Origin of the sequence: Microbacterium gubbeenense DSM 15944, assembly GCF_000422745.1 — a bacterium.
GTDB lineage: Bacteria > Actinomycetota > Actinomycetes > Actinomycetales > Microbacteriaceae > Microbacterium > Microbacterium gubbeenense.
Genome location: NZ_AUGQ01000002.1, coordinates 42,378 through 59,619, shown reverse-complemented (window position 1 = coordinate 59,619; position 17,242 = coordinate 42,378). Strand labels below are relative to the sequence as shown.

17 protein-coding genes are annotated in these 17,242 nt (G+C 68.6%); 9 read left to right on the top strand and 8 right to left on the bottom strand.

The window, feature by feature from the left end; all coding sequences use genetic code 11:
• Nucleotides 1-2: 2 nt before the first annotated feature.
• The 4 genes from G510_RS0102270 to G510_RS0102255 form a co-directional block, all read right to left on the bottom strand.
• Entirely contained in the window at nucleotides 3-830 is an 828-nt protein-coding gene (locus tag G510_RS0102270) for a carbohydrate ABC transporter permease (protein WP_029152272.1), read from the bottom strand.
• Nucleotides 830-1,519: a carbohydrate ABC transporter permease gene (locus tag G510_RS15100; RefSeq protein WP_211219139.1), complete on the bottom strand. Its 690-nt coding sequence runs from the start codon at nucleotides 1,517-1,519 to the stop codon at nucleotides 830-832. Before G510_RS15100 ends, G510_RS0102270 begins: the two co-directional genes overlap by 1 nt.
• A gap of 271 nt (nucleotides 1,520-1,790) precedes the next feature.
• Complete coding sequence (locus G510_RS0102260) at nucleotides 1,791-3,065, bottom strand: ABC transporter substrate-binding protein (protein WP_029152271.1); 1,275 nt, start codon at nucleotides 3,063-3,065, stop codon at nucleotides 1,791-1,793.
• 113 nt (nucleotides 3,066-3,178) lie between these two features.
• Entirely contained in the window at nucleotides 3,179-3,907 is a 729-nt protein-coding gene (locus G510_RS0102255) for a FadR/GntR family transcriptional regulator (RefSeq protein ID WP_029152270.1), read from the bottom strand.
• 121 nt (nucleotides 3,908-4,028) lie between these two features.
• Between G510_RS0102255 and G510_RS0102250 the strand changes: the two genes are divergently transcribed.
• From G510_RS0102250 to G510_RS0102215, 8 genes are read left to right on the top strand one after another with little or no spacing between them, the layout of a single operon-like run.
• On the top strand, nucleotides 4,029-5,168 hold the full coding sequence (locus tag G510_RS0102250) for a mandelate racemase/muconate lactonizing enzyme family protein (RefSeq protein ID WP_029152269.1): 1,140 nt from the start codon (nucleotides 4,029-4,031) through the stop codon (nucleotides 5,166-5,168).
• Between the two features lie 54 nt (nucleotides 5,169-5,222).
• The gene (locus G510_RS0102245) at nucleotides 5,223-6,317 is read left to right on the top strand and encodes a Gfo/Idh/MocA family protein (protein ID WP_029152268.1); all 1,095 of its coding nucleotides are present in this window, start codon (nucleotides 5,223-5,225) and stop codon (nucleotides 6,315-6,317) included.
• A 34-nt stretch (nucleotides 6,318-6,351) separates the two neighbouring features.
• Nucleotides 6,352-7,266 (top strand): sugar phosphate isomerase/epimerase family protein, encoded by a 915-nt coding sequence (locus tag G510_RS0102240; protein ID WP_029152267.1) that lies wholly within the window; start codon nucleotides 6,352-6,354, stop codon nucleotides 7,264-7,266.
• A gap of 54 nt (nucleotides 7,267-7,320) precedes the next feature.
• Complete coding sequence (locus G510_RS15095) at nucleotides 7,321-8,274, top strand: MBL fold metallo-hydrolase (protein WP_051216218.1); 954 nt, start codon at nucleotides 7,321-7,323, stop codon at nucleotides 8,272-8,274.
• The gene (locus G510_RS18635) at nucleotides 8,271-9,323 is read left to right on the top strand and encodes a Gfo/Idh/MocA family protein (protein ID WP_036321753.1); all 1,053 of its coding nucleotides are present in this window, start codon (nucleotides 8,271-8,273) and stop codon (nucleotides 9,321-9,323) included. The genes G510_RS15095 and G510_RS18635 overlap by 4 nt, the downstream gene beginning before the upstream one ends.
• An 18-nt stretch (nucleotides 9,324-9,341) precedes the next feature.
• Nucleotides 9,342-10,577 carry a CaiB/BaiF CoA transferase family protein gene (locus tag G510_RS0102225; RefSeq protein WP_036321679.1) on the top strand — a complete coding sequence of 412 codons (1,236 nt, stop codon included), beginning with the start codon at nucleotides 9,342-9,344 and terminating at the stop codon, nucleotides 10,575-10,577.
• Nucleotides 10,574-11,344, top strand: coding sequence for an enoyl-CoA hydratase/isomerase family protein (locus G510_RS0102220; protein WP_029152264.1), 771 nt, complete (start codon nucleotides 10,574-10,576; stop codon nucleotides 11,342-11,344). Before G510_RS0102225 ends, G510_RS0102220 begins: the two co-directional genes overlap by 4 nt.
• A 26-nt stretch (nucleotides 11,345-11,370) precedes the next feature.
• Complete coding sequence (locus G510_RS0102215; RefSeq protein WP_029152263.1) at nucleotides 11,371-12,549, top strand: fumarylacetoacetate hydrolase family protein; 1,179 nt, start codon at nucleotides 11,371-11,373, stop codon at nucleotides 12,547-12,549.
• An 11-nt stretch (nucleotides 12,550-12,560) separates the two neighbouring features.
• Here the strand turns inward: G510_RS0102215 and G510_RS0102210 are convergent, their stop codons facing one another.
• Genes G510_RS0102210 through G510_RS0102195 form a run of 4 tightly spaced genes read right to left on the bottom strand, consistent with a single transcriptional unit; the run spans nucleotide 12,561 to nucleotide 16,268 of the window.
• Entirely contained in the window at nucleotides 12,561-13,211 is a 651-nt protein-coding gene (locus G510_RS0102210) for a response regulator transcription factor (protein ID WP_029152262.1), read from the bottom strand.
• Nucleotides 13,208-14,473 (bottom strand): sensor histidine kinase, encoded by a 1,266-nt coding sequence (locus tag G510_RS15090; RefSeq protein ID WP_084644161.1) that lies wholly within the window; start codon nucleotides 14,471-14,473, stop codon nucleotides 13,208-13,210. The genes G510_RS0102210 and G510_RS15090 overlap by 4 nt, the downstream gene beginning before the upstream one ends.
• Nucleotides 14,474-14,484: 11 nt before the next feature.
• Nucleotides 14,485-15,318: an ABC transporter permease gene (locus tag G510_RS0102200; protein WP_029152261.1), complete on the bottom strand. Its 834-nt coding sequence runs from the start codon at nucleotides 15,316-15,318 to the stop codon at nucleotides 14,485-14,487.
• A gap of 29 nt (nucleotides 15,319-15,347) precedes the next feature.
• Nucleotides 15,348-16,268 (bottom strand): ATP-binding cassette domain-containing protein, encoded by a 921-nt coding sequence (locus G510_RS0102195; protein ID WP_029152260.1) that lies wholly within the window; start codon nucleotides 16,266-16,268, stop codon nucleotides 15,348-15,350.
• A gap of 103 nt (nucleotides 16,269-16,371) precedes the next feature.
• Between G510_RS0102195 and dapF the strand changes: the two genes are divergently transcribed.
• Nucleotides 16,372-17,220 (top strand): diaminopimelate epimerase, encoded by an 849-nt coding sequence (dapF, locus tag G510_RS0102190; RefSeq protein WP_029152259.1) that lies wholly within the window; start codon nucleotides 16,372-16,374, stop codon nucleotides 17,218-17,220.
• Nucleotides 17,221-17,242: the final 22 nt, after the last annotated feature.

The window sequence follows — 17,242 nt, the reverse complement described above, 5'->3', positions numbered from 1 at the left end:
GTTCAGCCCTTCGTCGCACCTGCGGTCACACCGGCGGTGATCTGCCGCTGGAACACAAGATAGATGACGATGATCGGCAGCACCGCGAGCATGACGCCCGCGATGTATGTCGGCACGTTGTCGGGGTACTGCCCGCGCAGTGTGCTGACGCCGACCATGACGGTGCGCTTCTCCGGCGACTGCATGAGCAGCAGGGCGATCAGGATGTCGTTCCAGATGAACAGCGCGTTCAGGATCCCCATGGAGATGAGGGCCGGCTTGCCGGTCGGCACCATGATGCGCCACCAGACGCCGAACAGCCCGTTGCCGTCGACGCGCGCGGCCTCCGTCATCTCCTTCGGGATCCCCGAGTAGTAGGACGTCATGAAGTACACAGTGAACGGCAGGTACTGCGCGACGTACGCGATGATCAGGCCGGGGAAGGAATCGATGAGGCCGAAGTCGTTCATGACCTTGACGGTCGGCACCATGATCACCTGGAACGGAATCATCATCATCGCGAGGATGACGAGGAACGCGACCTTGCTGCCGCGGAACGACAGGTGGCTGAGCGCGTAGCCGCACATCGACGAGAGCAGAAGGATCAGCAGGACGGACACGACGGTCACAGTGATCGTGTTGAGAAAGTAGCGCCCCATGTCGGCGTTGACCCACGCGTCGGTGTAGTTCTGCAGATTGATCGTCTGCGTCGCACCGAGCCGGTCGAGCACGTAGTCCTTGCGCGTTTTCAGCGAGACGTTGAGGCCGAACAGGATCGGATAGATCGTCGCGAGGGCGAGCAACAGCATCGGGACGGCGATGGCCAACCGGGCGGCGCGTTCGCGGCGCATCATGCCTCCTTCGTGGCGCGCCGGAGCACGCGGATCTGGATGAGCCCGATGACGAGCACGATTGCCAAGAGGAACACCGACGCCGCCGAGGCGAGCGCGGGGCGCGCCTCGCCGTTGAGCTTCCAGATCAGGAACTCCGGGAGGTAGCTGGCGGCGCCCGGGCCCCCGGCCGTCATCGTGTACAGCAGGGCGAACAGACCGGTCAGCATGCCGATCGTGGTCGTGACGAAGACGAACTGGATGGTCTGGCTGAGGCTCGGGATGATGACGTGCACGATCTGCTGCCACAGGTTCGCGCCGTCGATCTTCGCGGCGTCGAGCAGCTCCGCATCGAGCGTGGCGAACCCGGCGAGGAAGATCGTGAACGCCATGCCGAACGTCGCCCAGATGTGCACGACGAGCACGGTGGGCAGCGCCGTCTCCGGCAGCCCGAGCCAGTCGACCGTCGGGATCCTGATGACGCTCAGGGCACCGTTCAGGGGTCCGTTGGCGGCCAGGATGATGTTGAAGATCGCACCGATGATGATCGGCGAGAGTACGACCGGCAGGAAGTACACGCTGCGGTAGAACCGATGTCCCGGCACCTTGAGATAGATGAACGTCGCCAGGATGCCGGCGAAGAACACCTGGAATCGGAACGAACAGCAGCACCACGATGACGTTGCGCGCCGACGCCTGGAAGCGCTCATCCTGCAGCAGGTAGGCGTAGTTGTCGAGCCCGACGAACTGCCCGTTGAGGTCGCCGTCTCCCGTGAAGGAGAAGTTGATGCCGAGCACGAGCGGATACAGCCGGAACACCGCGAGGATCGCGATGACCGGCAGCACCATGAGGTACGGCGTGAGGCGCTCGAACGTCCACGGCCGCTTGCGGACGGCGGGGCGCGCGGCGCGCGTGCGCCCGCCGTCCCGCCGTCCGGTCACGAGCGTCCGGGTCGCCGTGGCGAGGTTCGACAAGGCGGATCAGCCCTCCGAGGCGTCGAGCTGCGACACCGCATCCTCGACCGAGACATCGTCGTTCAACAGCTGCTGGCCGAGGCGGTGCAGCAGGTCGAGGGTGTCGGCTCCGAGCGCGGTGTGCAGCAGCGGCTTGCTGCCCGGAAGCTCGGCGACGATGTCGTTGGCCGACGCGATGTCGGTGTCGAGCGTGATCGTCGTGTCGGAGGTGATCTGTCCGCCCGCCAGCGAGTAGGCGGCGAGAGCGTCGTGGTCGACGGTCGCGCGGATCCAGTCCACGCCGAGGTCCTTCTTGTCCTCATTCAGGATGCCGTAGCCGATGCCGCCCTCGGCGGGCAGAGCGATCGTCGTGCCGTCGTTGGTGGTGACCGGCATCATGAACCCGAGGTCGTCGCCGAGGAACTCGTCGAACTGCTTCCAGTGCGCGGTGCCGCTCATCAGCGCGACGACCATGGCCGAATCGCCCGCCGAGAAGATGTCGAACGAATCGTTGAACATCGCGGTCGAGTTGGCCCCGTCGTTGTACCAGCCGTCGGCGGCGCTGTCAGCCCACATCTGCAGGATCTGCGTCGCGTGCTCGCTCGTCCAGTCGCGGTCGCCGTCGATCCAGGCGTCGTACTCGTCGGGCGTGAACACGCCGGATCCGAAGCCCGACAGGAAGAACTCGATGCCGAGCCCCTCCTTGTTGCCGAGGGCGAAGCACGACGCGTCGGTGTTCGCGAGAATCTGCTCGCACGCCGCGCTGAGGTCGTCCCACGTCGCCGGGGGAGCGGCGGGGTCGAGACCGGCCTCTTCGAACAGCGCCTTGTTGAAGTAGATGGGGAAGCCCTGCAGGAAGGTGGGCGCCGAATACGTCTCGCCGTCGGCCTCGAACGCGGGCCAGCCGGCGAGCTGATCCTGAAGGTCGGCGACCTCATCCGTGATCGGCACGAGAGAGTCGGCACGGCTCTTCAGCTGGGTGCCGCCGTTGTACAGCGCGAGGTCGGGGCCGGTGCCGGCCTCGACGGCGCTGCCGAGCAGTGTGTAGTACTGGTCGAACGGCTGGTTCACGATCTTGACGTCGACGTCGGGGTGCTTCTCCGCGAAGGCGGCGGTGACGTCTTCCGTGTAGGCCGCAGCGGCTTCGTCCGCGTCGCCCCAGTTCCAGATCGTGAGGGTCTCGCCGCCCGCGGATCCGCCATCGCCGCTCGCCGCACCGGTCGTCGGGGCGGCGCCGCCGCAGGCGGTGAGGGAGACGAGGGCGAGGCCCGCGACAGCCGTAGTGATCAATGTTCGCTTCATTGCGATCCTCTCAGGGGATGATTCGCGGCTACGGGGAGGAATGCCCGTGCGAATGTCCTCTGAAATGTACTACGTCTGATGACCCTCGTCAACAAACATCACATGAATGATGTTCAATCGATTTCGGGTTCGCGGCGGCGCTCCCAGGAGTCGACGATGTGCGAGTGCATGGCGGAGTGCGCGGCGTCGTGCTCGCCCGCCGCAATCGCGTCGGCGATCCGCTCGTGTTCGCTGAGCGTCAGCTCGAACGAGTGCGCGGGGTCGTGGCCGGTGAAGCGGTCGCTTCCGAGCGCGTGTCCGAGGAGGACGCGGGCGATGTTCTCCGCGAGGGCGTTGCCCGAGAGGGCCATAACGGCGTGATGGAAGCGCACGTCGGCCTCGCGGAACGCCGCCGAATCGGAGATCGTCTCCGTCATGACCGCGAGCGCCTCGCGCAGCGTCTCGATGCCGTGGTCGTCGCGGTTGCGCGCCGCAGCCGAGGCCATCTCGGCCTCGAGGGATGCTCTCGTGGCGCTGAGGTCGTCGAGCACCTTGAGGGTCTCATCGTTCTGCACGAGGGCCTCGATCACGAGCGGGTCGAGCACGTTCCAGCTGGTGCGGGGGTTGATGCTCGTTCCCCGGCCCTGGGCGACGGTGACCAGGCCCTTCTCCTGCAGTCGCTTCATCGATTCTCGAACGACGGTGCGGCTCACGCCGAACTGTTCGCTCAGAACTGACTCGGTCGGCATCGGGGCATCGGGCGGGTACTCGCCGGTCACGATCGCCTCGACGATCTCGCGAAGCACCGTCAGCCCGATCCGCTCGATCGGTGCGCGTGCGCGGGGTTGCATGGACGTGCTCATGGTTCACACTCTATTTCTTCGATTGCGCGGTCTCCGCGCAGGTGTGGGGGAGATCGTCGTCGCGCTGAGAATACATGTGATGTATGTTGTTTCAACACATGATCTCAGATTCGAGGGCGCAATGAAGATCACCGGCTACCGCACGCTGCAGACCGTGCACGACTGGGGGCGTCCCGTCGGCGACGTCAACGGCGTGATCGCGAGCGGCATCACCGACGTGCCGATCGTGATCCTCGAAACCGACGAGGGCGTCGAGGGCATCGGCATGGGTACGCATGCCGACCTCGAGCGGCTCTTCCCCGCGCTCGAGGGCAAGGATCCGCGGGCCGTCACGGCGCTGTACGACGCCATGCTCGATCGCGTGTTCAAGTCGTCCCACAACGGCGCGACCTTCGGCGGCATCGGGGCGTTCGACACCGCCCTCTGGGATCTCAAGGCGAAGCTGGCGGGCGAGCCGCTCTGGCGCCTGCTCGGTGCCGACGATCGATTCGTCACGGGGTACGCGTCGCCGCTCGACGCCGGGATCCCCGACGACGAGCTCGCCGCGCTGTACGGCAGATTCGCCGCACGCGGCTTCACGGCCGCGAAGCTGAAGGGCGGGCGCGACCTTGCGCGCGACCTCGCCCGGTTCGACATCGCGCGCGACGCACTCGGAGCGAACGATCCCGCCTTCATGCTCGACGCGAACGAGTCCTGGAACCTCAAGCAGGCCGTGCGCTACGTCTCCGCCATCGAGGAGAAAGTCGACCTCACCTGGATCGAGGAACCGCTGCGCCGATGGGACGCGGCGGGGCACGCGCGGCTCAGCAGCGCGGTTCGAGCGGCCGTCGCGACGGGGGAGAACCTCACGGGACTCGAGCAGTATCGCCCGATCCTCGACGCCGGAGGCGTCGACGTCGTGCAGGCGGGCGCCGTTTGGGGGATCACGCACCTTCAGCGCGTGGCGATCGCGGCCCATGCGAGAGACCTCCCCGTGAGCCCCGTCGGGCTGACGGCGAACTTCGCGGTCGCGGCCGTCGCGGCAGCGATCCCGAACCACCTGACCGCCGAGGTGCAGGATCTCGGCTCCCCGGTGGGCGTGACGATCGATCAGGAGATCGCCGGCGGCGGCATCGTGCTCGGCGACCGTCCCGGGGCGGGCATCGCCATCGACGAGGCCTCGATCGCGGCGTACCACGCCAGCGGCAACTGGCAGGAGCCGGCCGGCCCGCACGTTCGGTCTCCGCGGGCCGGGCTGCGCCTCGCCGACCAGGGCGCCTGATCCCGCGGCTCGTTCCGAACGCCACACATCGAGAGCTTCAAGGAGGAAGCCCGAATGACATCAGCAGGCGAATACGATCTGGAACCGGATCCTCCGATCCGCTCCTCGAACCACGCGATCGGCGTGATCGGCGCGGGCGCCATCATGGCCGACCAGCACCTCGCGGCGTACGCATATGCGGGCTTCCCCGTCATCGCGATCGCGTCGCGCACGCCATCGCATGCAGCAGAGGTCGCGTCCCGCTACGGGATCGAGACCGTTCATGACACTCCATCGGACCTGATCGCCGACGAGCGCATCGAGATCCTCGACATCGCCTTTCCTCCCGACCAGCAGCCAGCGCTGATCCGGGCGGCGCTCGCCGCGCCGCACATTCGGGGGATCCTCGCGCAGAAGCCCCTCGCGCTCACACTCGACGAGGCGATCGCGCTCCGCGATGAGGCCGAGGCGGCCGGCAAGATCCTGTCGGTCAACCAGAACATGCGCTACGACCAGTCGATCCGGTCGCTCAAGCAGCTGCTCGACCGCGGCGCGCTCGGCACCCCCGTATTCGCGGCGATCGACATGCACGCGGTGCCCCACTGGCAGACGTTCCTCGAGGAGTACGACCGGCTGACGATCGCGAACATGGGGGTGCACCATCTCGACGCGCTGCGCTATCTGTTCGGCGATCCGGAAGAGATCACGACGGCGGCCCGCGCGGATCCGCGCACGCGCTTCGCGCACACGGACGGGATCGCCGCGTCCATCATCCGCTTCCCCGGCGGTCTGCTCGCGACCACGCGCGAAGACGTGTGGGGCGGTCCGCGGCAGGACGGCTACGACGACGACTTCTTCATCTCGTGGCGCGTCGAGGGAACCGACGGCGTCGCGAAGGGCACGATCGGGTGGCCGAACGGCCAGCCCTCGACGATCACGTTCAACTCGGTCACCGAGACCGGCGGCCGATGGGTCGCCCCGACCTGGCAGACCCATTGGTTCCCGCACGCGTTCGCCGGCGTCATGGAGCAGGTCCAGCACGCGGTCGAAACCGGAAGCGAACCCGCTCTGACTGTCGCCGACAACGTCAGGACGATGGCGACCGTCGAGGCCAGTTACCTCTCGCTCGCCGAGAAGCGCACCGTGCGCCTCGACGAGTTCCCCCTCTAGGACCACCCGCAGGAATACGCAAAGGAGCAATTCCATGATTCAGGTAGGCATATTCTCCGCTTACTTCCCGTACGACCTCGAGCAGACGGCATCGAAGATCCGCGCGCTCGGGTTCAACACCGTGCAGCTCGACCTGCACTTCAAGGACCTCGACCTTTCGGACGGGCAGCTGACCGCTGAGAAGGGCAAGCGCGTGCGCGACACGTTCCGCGATCACGACCTGCCGATCAGCGGCATCAGCGCGTACACCAACATGATCCACCCGGATCCGGACGTTCGCCGCAGCAACGTCGAGCGCGTCAAGGAGATCCTCCGCCACGCCCGCGACTTCGGCTCGCCGTATGTGATCAGCGAGACCGGCACCATGAATCCCGACAGCGAATGGGATTCGCACCCCGACAACCGTTCCGAGCGCGCGTACGACCTCGCGCGCGAGACGCTCGCCGACTTCGCGCAGACGGCCTGGGATCACGGCGCGACGTTCCTCATGGAGACGTACGTCAACAACGTCATCGGATCCGTGCGCGAGGCGGCGCGCGCCTTCAACGACGTGAACCATCCCGGTCTCGAACTGCTGATGGATCCGACGAACTTCTTCGACGGCGACAACATCGACGACCAGAAGGGCACGCTCGACGAGGTGTTCGACGTGCTCGGCGACCGCGTGCGCGTCGCGCACGCGAAGGACGTCAAGCGCGCGGGCGATGACAAGCAGGAGAAGCACGCGGACATCGGCGACGATGACGCGCTCGCATCGCACACGTTCCGCGGCGTCGGCGACATCGAGCTTCCGGCCGCCGGCCTCGGCGCGATGGACTACGACCATTTCGTCAAGCGACTGTCGGAGCGCTCGCCGAACGTTCCCCTCATCATCGAGCACCTCGACGAGTCCGACGTGCCGCGCGCGAAGAAGTTCATCGACGAGGTCCTGAAGCGCCAGGGCGTGTGAGATCCGCGCCGGGGCCGCACCGCGCGGCCCCGGCGCACATTCGAGAGGAAGACCATGGAGATCAGGCCGGGCCTGCACCGCATCGAAGCGCCGATCGGCGTGCGCTTCATCGCGATGCATCTGTTCACCGGGCCGAACGGCGCGCTGCTGTTCGACACGGGCATCGACGGCTCCGTCGAGGGAACGCTGCTGCCGTACCTCGCGGAGCACGGCATCGACCCGGCGGCGATTCGCTGGGTCGTCAGCTCGCACTGCGACTTCGACCACACCGGCGGCAACGCCGCACTGAAGGAGGTCGCGCCGGGCGCCGAGTTCCTCGCGGGGGCCGCCGACGAGCTCATGACCGAGAACCTCGAGGTGCTGATCGCGGGCCGCTACGGCGAGTTCGCGCGGGCGGACGGATTCGACGATCCCCCCGAGACGACCGCGGACATCCGGGCGTCGACGCGCCTCGTGGGCGTGGATCGCACGCTCGCGGGAGGCGAGACGTTCGACCTCGGCGGCGGCCGCATCATCGAGGTGATCGCGGCGCCCGGTCACTCTCCGGGGCACCTCGCGCTCTGGGACGGTGCGAACCACGCGCTTGCGATCTCCGACGCCGTGCTCGGCGAAACGGTGCCGACCGCGGGAGGCGAACCGGCGTTCCCGCCGACCTACCGCGACACGATCGCGTACGTCGCCACGATCGACCGGCTGCGCGCTTACGACGCCTCGCTTCTGCTGACCGCCCACTATCCGGTCTACGAGGGCGCTGCCGCGACCGAGTTCCTCGACGTGTCGGTCGCATACACCGAGCGGATCGATCGCGCGATCGAACGGCACCTCACGCGCGAGATGACGTCGCTCGAGCTGATCCGCGCGGCGGCGCAGGATCTGGGCCCGTGGCCCGCGGACGCCGCCGAGTACCTGATCTTCCCGATGACGGGAAACCTCGAGCGCCTCGCCCGCGCGGGCCGCGTCGCGGTGGGAGCCCGAGACGAGAACCGCACGTGGAGGTGGCTCGCATGAGCGAGAAGAAGGTGCGCCTCGGCGCGATCGGCGCCGGATGGTGGGCGACGAGCAACCACTTCCCCCTGATGAAGGATCACCCCGACGTCGAGCTCGTGGGCGTGTGCGGCATCGGCGACGGCCTCGAGAAGATCCGCGAGAAATTCGGGTTCGACTTCGCGACGGAGGACGCCGATGAGCTGCTCGATGCCGACATCGACGCCGTCATCATCGCGACGCCGCACGACCTGCATCACGACCTCGCCTCCCGCGCGCTCGAGCGCGGCCTGCACGTGCTGTGCGAGAAGCCGATGACGCTGACGGCCGACGACGCCTGGGATCTCGCGCAGCGCGCGGAGGAAGCCGGCACGGTCTTCCTCGTGCCGTACGGCTGGAACTACAAGCCGTTCACGATCGCCGCGAAGCGGATCCTCGATTCCGGGGCGATCGGCGAGATCCAGTTCGTCTCGTGCAACATGGCCTCGCCGACGCGCGGCCTGTTCGGCAGCGATCCGAGCTACATGCTCGAGCTCTGGAGCTCCGAGACGGCGCCCGACCCGACCACCTGGTCGAGCCCCGAACACGGCGGAGGATACGCGCACGGCCAGGTCACGCACTCGTCCGCCCTGCTGTTCTGGCTCACGGGCCTGCGCGCCGCGTCGGTCGCGGGGCGCGTCTCGACGGCGGGCGCGCCCGTCGACCTGTTCGACGCGGGCGTCGTGCACTTCGAGGGCGGCGCACTCGGATCCGTCACGGGCGCCGCGACGCTCGCCGACGGCGACCGGTACCAGATCGACATCCGGCTGTTCGGAACCGAGGGAACGCTCATGATCGACGTCGAGCGCGAGCGCGTGAGTCTCAGCCGCTTCGACGGATCCCGCGAGGAGATCGAGATCGCTCCCGGCGAGGGCGATTACGAATGCCTCGTCCCGCCCGTGAGATTCATCGATCTCATCACCGGCTGCGAGACCGACAACAACTCCGACGTCACGGTGGCGGCGAGGTCCGTCGAGCTGATCGACGCGCTCCTGCGCTCGTCCGCGGCCGGCGGCGTCGAAACGAACGTCTGACAGAAAAGGCACGTGAAAATGACTGATTCCTCCCCCCGCGGCGTCCTCGACGGCTACCGCGTCGTGGACTGCTCGATCGCCATGGCCGGACCGTTCGCCGCCCAGCGGCTCGGAGACCTCGGCGCCGACGTCGTGAAGGTCGAGCCCACGGCCGGGGAATGGCAGCGGTTCGCGGCCGCCGGCGGCGCACAAGGCAACGAGATCAACGTGTCGTTCCTCTCGCTCAATCGCAACAAGCGATCCCTCGCCGCCGACCTCAAGAGCGAGGGCGGCAAGGAGGTCGTGCGCGAGCTCATCGCCGGGGCCGACGTGTTCCTCCAGAACTACCGCCCGGGCGTCGCCGCCCGGCTCGGCCTCGACTACGACACGGTCAAGCAGATCAATCCGTCGATCGTCTACGTGTCGATCTCCGGCTACGGGGAAGACGGCCCGTACCGCGATCGGCCGGGACAGGACATGCTGCTGCAGGCGATGACAGGATCCATGCTGTCCGGTGGCCGGAAGGGCGAAGCCCCGCGGGCCGCCGGACTGTTCCTCGCCGACGCGGTCACGGCCTCGACGGCGTTCGAGGGCGTCCTCGCCGCGCTGCTGCACCGCGAGCGCACGGGCGAGGGGCAGCTCGTGACCGTCAACATGCTCGACGCGCTGACGACCCTCCAGATGCAGGAGCTGAGCGTCTACACGGTCGGCGGCGTGCCGCAGGAGCGCGGATCCGAGCCGAACGCCCACGTGTACATCCGCGCGCCGTACGGCGTCTTCGAGACGAGCGACGGCTTCCTCGCCCTGGCCTTCGCCGATCTCGACACGCTCGGACGCGTCTTCGACGAGCCGGCGCTCATGGGCCTCGACCCCGAGGAGCACGGCTGGACGCACCGCGACGAACTGTTCCGCCTCGTTTCGACCCACCTGAAGACGAACACGGCGCAGCACTGGCTCGACACGCTGCTGCCCGAAGGCGTGTGGGTCGGCCCCGTCTACGGCTACGAAGAGCTCGTGAACGATCCGCAGATCGCCCACAACGGCACGTTCATCGAGTACGACCACCCGACCGAAGGGCGGGTGAAGACCCCCGGATTCCCGTATCGGTTCGACAGAACGCCCGCGCGCGTCGACCGGGGCGCTCCGCGCGTCGGCGAGCACACGGGCGAGATCCTCGCCGAGATCGGCGTGACGCCCGACCGCGCGGCGGAGCTGTTCTCCTCCGGGGCGGTCGCCGAGACCGTATCCGCCGCCGCGAGGAAGGACCGCTCATGACCTCCGATCTCGTTGTCGTCGAGCGCTCCGGCGCGGTCGCCACGGTGCGGCTGAACCGCCCCGAGAAGCTCAACGCCGTCACGCAGCAGATGAGCGACGAGCTCGAGCAGATCGTCCGCGATCTCAACACGGATCCGTCGGTGCGGGCCGTCGTCTACACCGGCACGGGGCGCGCGTTCAGCGCGGGCAGCGACATCTCGACGCTCGACCAGTACCCGACGCCCTGGAGCTTCCGCAACCGGCGCGACTACTGCGACGCCCTGCGAGAGCTGCGCAAGCCGGTCGTGGCGGCCGTGAGCGGATTCGCCTTCGGCGGCGGCCTCGAAGCAGCGCTCACCTGCGACATCCGCGTCGCCGCCGACACCGCGACCTTCGCCGCGCCGGAGATCAAGCTCGGATGGGTCGGCGGCGGCGGAATGTCGGCGCTGCTCGCGAACTCGATCGGCGCCTCCAACGCGGCGCTGATGCTCATGACCGGAGATCCGATCGACGCCGAGCGCGCGCTCGCGTGGGGGCTCGTCAGCGAGGTCGTCCCCGCCGAGGACGTCGTCACCCGTGCGCAGCGGATCGCCGATACGATCGCCCTGCGCCCGCCGATCGCGGCGGAGTCGGCGAAGGCGAACCTGCGCGCGGCGTGGAATCTGCCGCAGGATCAGGCGATGGCCTACGAACGCGAGATGCAGTCGATCGCCTTCGCAACCGACGACGCGGCCGAGGGGCGCGCGGCGTTCGCCGAGAAGCGCGACGGCGTATTCAACGGGAGATGACAGACGTGACCGACGAAGGAACGAGTATGACCAGGTGGATCCCCGACGCCGCGAGCGTCCTGCCCGACGACGCCGACAGCGCACTGCTCGTGGGCCGCGCCGAAACCGCCGCCGGGCCGAGCGTCGTCGTCCTGCGCGGAGGCGAGCTGATCGACGTCTCCCGCACGTTCCCGACGATGCGCGAGCTGACCGAGCGCGCGGATCCCGCGTCGGCGGCGCGCGGGGCTGAGGGCATGTCGATCGGATCCTTCGCGGACGTGTGGGCGAACACGGATCCCGCTACCCGCGACGCCTCGCGCCCCTTTCTCCTCTCGCCGATCGATCTGCATGTCGTGAAGGCCGCCGGGGTGACCTTTCCCGTCTCGATGCTCGAGCGCATGATCGAGGAACGGGCGCGCGGGGAGGCGTCGTCGGCCGACGGGATCCGTGCCACCGTGCTCGACGCGATCGGCGGCGACCTCGCGGACCTCGTGCCCGGATCGCCCGAGGCGATGCGGCTCAAGCAGGTCCTGATCGAGCAGGGTCTGTGGAGCCAGTACCTCGAGGTCGGCATCGGGCCTGACGCCGAGATCTTCTCCAAGGCGCCGGTGCTCGCGACGGTCGGCTCGGGCGTGGACGTGGGCGTGCTCGCCGAATCGCAGTGGAACAACCCCGAGCCCGAGGTGGTGATCGTCGTCGCCTCGGACGGCCAGATCGTCGGAGCTACGCTCGGCAACGACGTCAACCTGCGCGACATCGAGGGGCGCAGCGCCCTTCTGCTCGGCCGCGCGAAGGACAACAACGCCTCGGCGTCGGTCGGGCCTCTCATCCGGTTGTTCGATGAGGGCTTCTCTCTCGACGACGTGCGCCGCGAGACGGTGTCGCTGTCGGTGACCGGTGAGGACGGCTTCGCGATGTCCGCGGAGTCGCACATGCAGCAGATCAGCAGGGATCCCGCCGACCTCGCGGCCCAGGCGACCGGCGCGCACCACCAGTACCCCGATGGGTTCGTGCTCTACCTCGGCACCATGTTCGCACCGACCGACGACCGCGGCGAGGCGGGCCGCGGCTTCACCCACCACGTGGGCGACGTGGTGACGATCGCGTCCTCGAGACTCGGATCCCTCGTCAACCGCGTGCAGCACGCGGAGTCGATCGCGCCCTGGTCGTTCGGCATCGCCGACCTCATGACGAACCTCGCCCGCCGCGAGCTGCTGCAGGTCTGATCGGCATCGTCTCACCGCCCGACGAGCCCCGTCTCATAGGCGAGGATCACGAGCTGCACGCGATCCCGGGCGTCGAGTTTCTGCAGCAGGCGCGAGATGTGGGTCTTCACCGTCGAGATCGACAGGAAGAAGTGCGCGGCGAGCTCGTCGTTGCTCATGCCCTCGCCGATCGCGATGAGGATCTCGCGCTCGCGCGGGGTGAGCACGTCGATCTTCGCCTCGTCGGCCGGCGCAGGAGCGTCCATGAACTGTTCGATCATCCGAGCCGTGACGCGCGGCGCGAGCGCGGCGTCACCCGCGTGCACCGACCGGATCGCGCCGAGCAGCTCGGGCGGCCGCGCGTCCTTCAGGAGGAACCCGCTCGCCCCCGCACGCAGCGCGGCGAACGCGTACTCGTCGAGATCGAAGGTCGTGAGCACGAGGATCCGCGGGGCACCTTCCAGCGCCGAGATCCGTTCGGTCGCGGCGATCCCGTCGAGCCCGGGCATGCGCACGTCCATCAGGATGACATCGATGCCGCCCGCTGCGGCGACGGCCACCGCCTCGTGCCCGTCAGCCGCCTCGGCGACGACGTCGATATCGGGCTGGGCATCGAGCATCATGCGCAGCCCCATGCGCACGAGCTGCTGGTCGTCGACGATCGCGACGCGGATGGCGGTCATAGTTCTCCAGGATGGGTGAGGACGGCGTGTACGCGCCAGCGGCCGTCGGGGCGCAGCCCGGCCTCGACGGTGCCGTCGGCGAGTGCGGCGCGCTCTCGCATTCCGACGAGGCCGCGCCCGGATCCGTCCGAGGGTGCCGGGTCGCGCGTGGTCTCGTTATCGATCGTGAGTGAGATGACCCCATCGGCGTTGCGGCTCACGACGTCCACCCGCTGCGTGCCGGGCGCATGGCGCAGCACGTTCGTCAGCGACTCCTGCACGATGCGGTATGCGGCGAGCGAGACGCCTCCCGGTGGGATCGGTTCTCCCTCGCTCCGCCACGTGAGGGGCATCCCCGCGTCGCGGAACTGGGCGATGAGGGATCCGATGTCGTCGGCGCCCGGCTGCGGCGCGAGCTCGGCGGAGGACCCGGGTGTGCGCAGCACGCCGAGCAGCCTCCGCATCTCCGCCAGCGACTCGCGTCCCGTCTCGGCGACGCGGCGCATGGCGTCCGGCGCGAGATCGGATCCGGTCTCGGCCTGGGCGGCTGCGCCCTCCGACAGCGTGATCATCACGGTGAGGCTGTGCGAGACGATGTCGTGCATCTCGCGGGCGATGCGGGTGCGCTCCTCGCCGACCGCGAGCCGCGCGCGCTGATCCCGCTCGCGCGCGAGATCCTCCGCGCGGGTGATCAGCGCGCGCTCGTAGCGGCGGCGGCCGCCGACCGAGATCCCGATGAGCGTGGGCACCAGCATGGCCGTCGCCGATTGGAACAGGAGCCCGAGGATCTGGATCCAGTCGGTTCCCGTGAGCGCTGCGCTCGCCGTCGCAGGAGACCAGTCGAGCACGAATCCGGCGAACCACAGCACCGTCGCGATCGCGAATCCGATCCACGCCTGTCGCGTCGAACGGAACACCGCGATCGAATACAGCGCGACCCACGCGGAGACCATGCCGATGGTCATGCTGGGGTCCGGCACCTGCCCGATGATTGTCGCCGCGAGCAGCAGGACGAACGGGAACCGCCTGCGGAACAGCGTCGCGACGAAGAGCAGCGCGGATCCGATCCCGATGATGACCGCGTTCGAGACGTCGCCCGTTGCGAGGAGGACGGGCGCCAGCAGCGCGGGAAGCCCCGCCGTGAAGAACGCGATCAGCACGTCGACGGTGCGCGGGTGCCGGTCGATCCACCGCCGGAAGAGCCCGGGCGGGCGGGGCAGCGCGAGCTCTGCGGCACCCGGGTCCGTGGAGGATCCGGGTGCCGCCGAGCTCTGCGCAGTCATCGCCAACGAATCTACGCGTCGCGTCGCGCGACCACCGCCGCACCGCCGAAGAACGCCGCCGCGCCCCAGGCCAGGGTGAGCACCAGATCGAGCAGAAGATCGCCAGAGAGGGCGCCGTGCGCCAACAGGAGGTTCTGGCCGGTCGTTCCGAGCAGCACGTCGGCCACGTCGGCGCCCCACGACCACGGCAGGGTCGCGAGGATCATCGGCAGGATGAACACGAACACGAGCGACGCGGTGACGGCCCAGGTCTCCGAACGCAGCAGGGCGGCGATCCCGAGAGTGAACGCGGCCGTCGACGCGGCGAAGACGCCGGCGCCGAGGATCGGCAGGACGACGCCGAACAGCACGTCGTCGACGTTCGTCGGCAGACCGAACAGCTCGCCGACGATCCAGGCGGCGGCCAAGGCGAGAACGAACGCGACGACGGTCGCGATGAAGGTGGCGGCGATCACGACGGCGGCCTTCGCGGCCATCACGCCGAAGCGCTTCGGCGCGGCGCTCAGCAGCGTGCGCAGCGATCCCGTGCTGTGCTCCTTCGCGTACACAGACGAACCGATGATCACGGCCATCGCGATGGCGAAGAAGTAGCCGTTCATGGCGATCTCGCCGACGCCCGGCAGCCATTCGAGCATGGCGGGATCCTGGCCCGAGTCGGTGAACTGCGCGCCGTAGATCGCCGCGAATGCGGCGGCGGGGAGGACGACGAGAGCGGTGCCGATGATCCAGGAGAGCTTGTTCGAGCGCAGGCTCGCGATGCTGATCCATTCGGCCTTCAGGAGCGAACCCGCGCTCACGCGGTGGGTGGCCTGTTGCGGGGCGGTGGGAGCGATTGTGGTGGTCATGTCGAAGATCCTTAGAGTCGGCCCGCGGGTCAGGAGACGAGGGCGGCGGAGTCGCTGCGGTACTCGGTGGCGTCGTCCGTGAGGGCGAGGTAGGCCTCCTCGAGGGAGGCGTTCACCGGGGTGAGTTCGTGGAGCTCGAGGCCCTCGAGGCTGGCGGCGCGCGCCACGATGTGGGCGGGAACGCCGGTCACCTCGAGCGCATCGGATCCGGTCTGCGTGATCGCGACGCCGGAGGCGGCGAGAACGGACCCGAGCACGGCGGCATCGGAGACGCGCACGCGCACGGTGGGGTGCTCGGCGCCGCGCAGGAAGTCGCTGAGCGGTGCGTCGGCGAGCACGCGGCCCTTGCCGAGCACGATGATGTGGTCGGCGGTCTGCGCCATCTCGCTCATCAGGTGCGACGAGATGAACACGGTGCGCCCCTCGGCTGCTCGCGCCCGGGCGAATCCGCGCACCCAGTGCACGCCCTCCGGGTCGAGGCCGTTGACGGGCTCATCGAAGATCAGCACCTGCGGATCGCCGAGCATCGTGGCGGCGATGCCGAGACGCTGGTGCATGCCGAGCGAGAATCCGCCGATGCGGCGCGAGGCGACGGACGAGATCCCGGTCAGGTCCATGACCTCGTCGACGCGGCGCTTGCCGATCCCGTTCGTCGCGGCGAGCATACGGAGGTGATCCACGGCGCGACGGCCCGGGTGCGCGGCCTTGGCGTCGAGGAGCGCGCCCGCCTGGCTCATGGGATCTGCGTGCTCCGCGAACGGACGGCCGTTGACGAAGGCGGATCCGGCGCTCGGCCGGTCGAGGCCCATGATCATGCGCATGGTGGTCGATTTCCCGGCGCCGTTCGGCCCGAGGAATCCGGTGACCTGACCGGGCTTGACCACGAACGACACGTCGTCGACCGCGGTATGGGATCCGAAACGCTTGGTGAGATGTTCTGTGGTGATCATGCTTCTATCCTTCGCGGATCGACCTTCGCGCACATCGGAGGTGAGACGGATCCTCAGAGGGATTTCGTCGTACCAGAGGATGACGGGCTCGTAGACTTGAGCCATGCCCGAGATCCCCTTCACAAAAGGCCACGGCACCGGCAATGACTTCGTGATCGTGCCGGATCCGGATGGTGTGCTCGACCTCTCCGCCGCCCAGGTCGCGGCGCTGTGCGATCGCCACTTCGGCATCGGCGCAGACGGGCTGCTGCGCGTGGTGCGATCGGCCGCGGGCGGCTTCGGCTCCGACGCCGAGTGGTTCATGGACTACCGCAACGCCGACGGATCCATCGCGGAGATGTGCGGCAACGGCGTGCGGGTGTTCGCACGCTACCTCGCCGACACGGGGCTCGCCTCGCTCGATAGCCCGCTCGCGGTCGGCACGCGCGCGGGCACGAAGACGGTCACGCGCAGCGACGACGGATTCCGGGTGGACCTCGGCACCTGGCGCACTGACGCGGCGGATCCGCTCGTGCGCGCCCGGGGGCTCGACGTCGCGCGCCCGGGCATGAACATCGACCTCGGCAACCCGCACATCGTCGTCGCGCTCGCGAGCGATGCCGAGCTCGATGGGCTCGACCTCTCGGTGATCCCGCACATCGACCCGCAGCCCGAGGGCGGCGCGAACGTCGAGTTCGTCGTTCCCGAGGATCCGCTGATCACGGCCGGCGTGGGGCGGATCCGCATGCGCGTGTTCGAGCGCGGCGTGGGGGAGACGCTGTCCTGCGGCACCGGCACGGTCGCGGCGGCGCTCGCGGTGCGCAGCTGGGCCGGCGGTGCGCCGCACGAGTGGCGCGTCGAGGTTCCGGGCGGCGTCCTGGGCGTGAGCATGTTCGAGATGGGCGGCCAGGAGCGCGTGGCGCTCTCGGGCCCGGCCACCCTCGTATACTCGGGCACCGTGACCCTCGCGTAGGGCCGGTTCGCCGAAGGCCTGA

Bases quoted from the DNA above. Each gene is read 5' to 3' on its own strand.
- G510_RS15095 (WP_051216218.1), top strand. From the start codon at position 7,321: ATGGAGATCAGGCCGGGCCTGCACCGCATCGAAGCGCCGATCGGCGTG.
- G510_RS0102245 (WP_029152268.1), top strand. From the start codon at position 5,223: ATGACATCAGCAGGCGAATACGATCTGGAACCGGATCCTCCGATCCGC.
- G510_RS0102210 (WP_029152262.1), bottom strand. From the start codon at position 13,211: ATGACCGCCATCCGCGTCGCGATCGTCGACGACCAGCAGCTCGTGCGC.
- G510_RS0102195 (WP_029152260.1), bottom strand. From the start codon at position 16,268: ATGATCACCACAGAACATCTCACCAAGCGTTTCGGATCCCATACCGCG.
- G510_RS15090 (WP_084644161.1), bottom strand. From the start codon at position 14,473: ATGACTGCGCAGAGCTCGGCGGCACCCGGATCCTCCACGGACCCGGGT.
- dapF (WP_029152259.1), top strand. From the start codon at position 16,372: ATGCCCGAGATCCCCTTCACAAAAGGCCACGGCACCGGCAATGACTTC.
- G510_RS0102260 (WP_029152271.1), bottom strand. From the start codon at position 3,065: ATGAAGCGAACATTGATCACTACGGCTGTCGCGGGCCTCGCCCTCGTC.
- G510_RS0102220 (WP_029152264.1), top strand. From the start codon at position 10,574: ATGACCTCCGATCTCGTTGTCGTCGAGCGCTCCGGCGCGGTCGCCACG.
- G510_RS0102225 (WP_036321679.1), top strand. From the start codon at position 9,342: ATGACTGATTCCTCCCCCCGCGGCGTCCTCGACGGCTACCGCGTCGTG.
- G510_RS15100 (WP_211219139.1), bottom strand. From the start codon at position 1,519: ATGAGCGCTTCCAGGCGTCGGCGCGCAACGTCATCGTGGTGCTGCTGT.
- G510_RS0102200 (WP_029152261.1), bottom strand. From the start codon at position 15,318: ATGACCACCACAATCGCTCCCACCGCCCCGCAACAGGCCACCCACCGC.
- G510_RS18635 (WP_036321753.1), top strand. From the start codon at position 8,271: ATGAGCGAGAAGAAGGTGCGCCTCGGCGCGATCGGCGCCGGATGGTGG.
- G510_RS0102255 (WP_029152270.1), bottom strand. From the start codon at position 3,907: ATGAGCACGTCCATGCAACCCCGCGCACGCGCACCGATCGAGCGGATC.
- G510_RS0102270 (WP_029152272.1), bottom strand. From the start codon at position 830: ATGCGCCGCGAACGCGCCGCCCGGTTGGCCATCGCCGTCCCGATGCTG.
- G510_RS0102215 (WP_029152263.1), top strand. From the start codon at position 11,371: ATGACCAGGTGGATCCCCGACGCCGCGAGCGTCCTGCCCGACGACGCC.
- G510_RS0102240 (WP_029152267.1), top strand. From the start codon at position 6,352: ATGATTCAGGTAGGCATATTCTCCGCTTACTTCCCGTACGACCTCGAG.
- G510_RS0102250 (WP_029152269.1), top strand. From the start codon at position 4,029: ATGAAGATCACCGGCTACCGCACGCTGCAGACCGTGCACGACTGGGGG.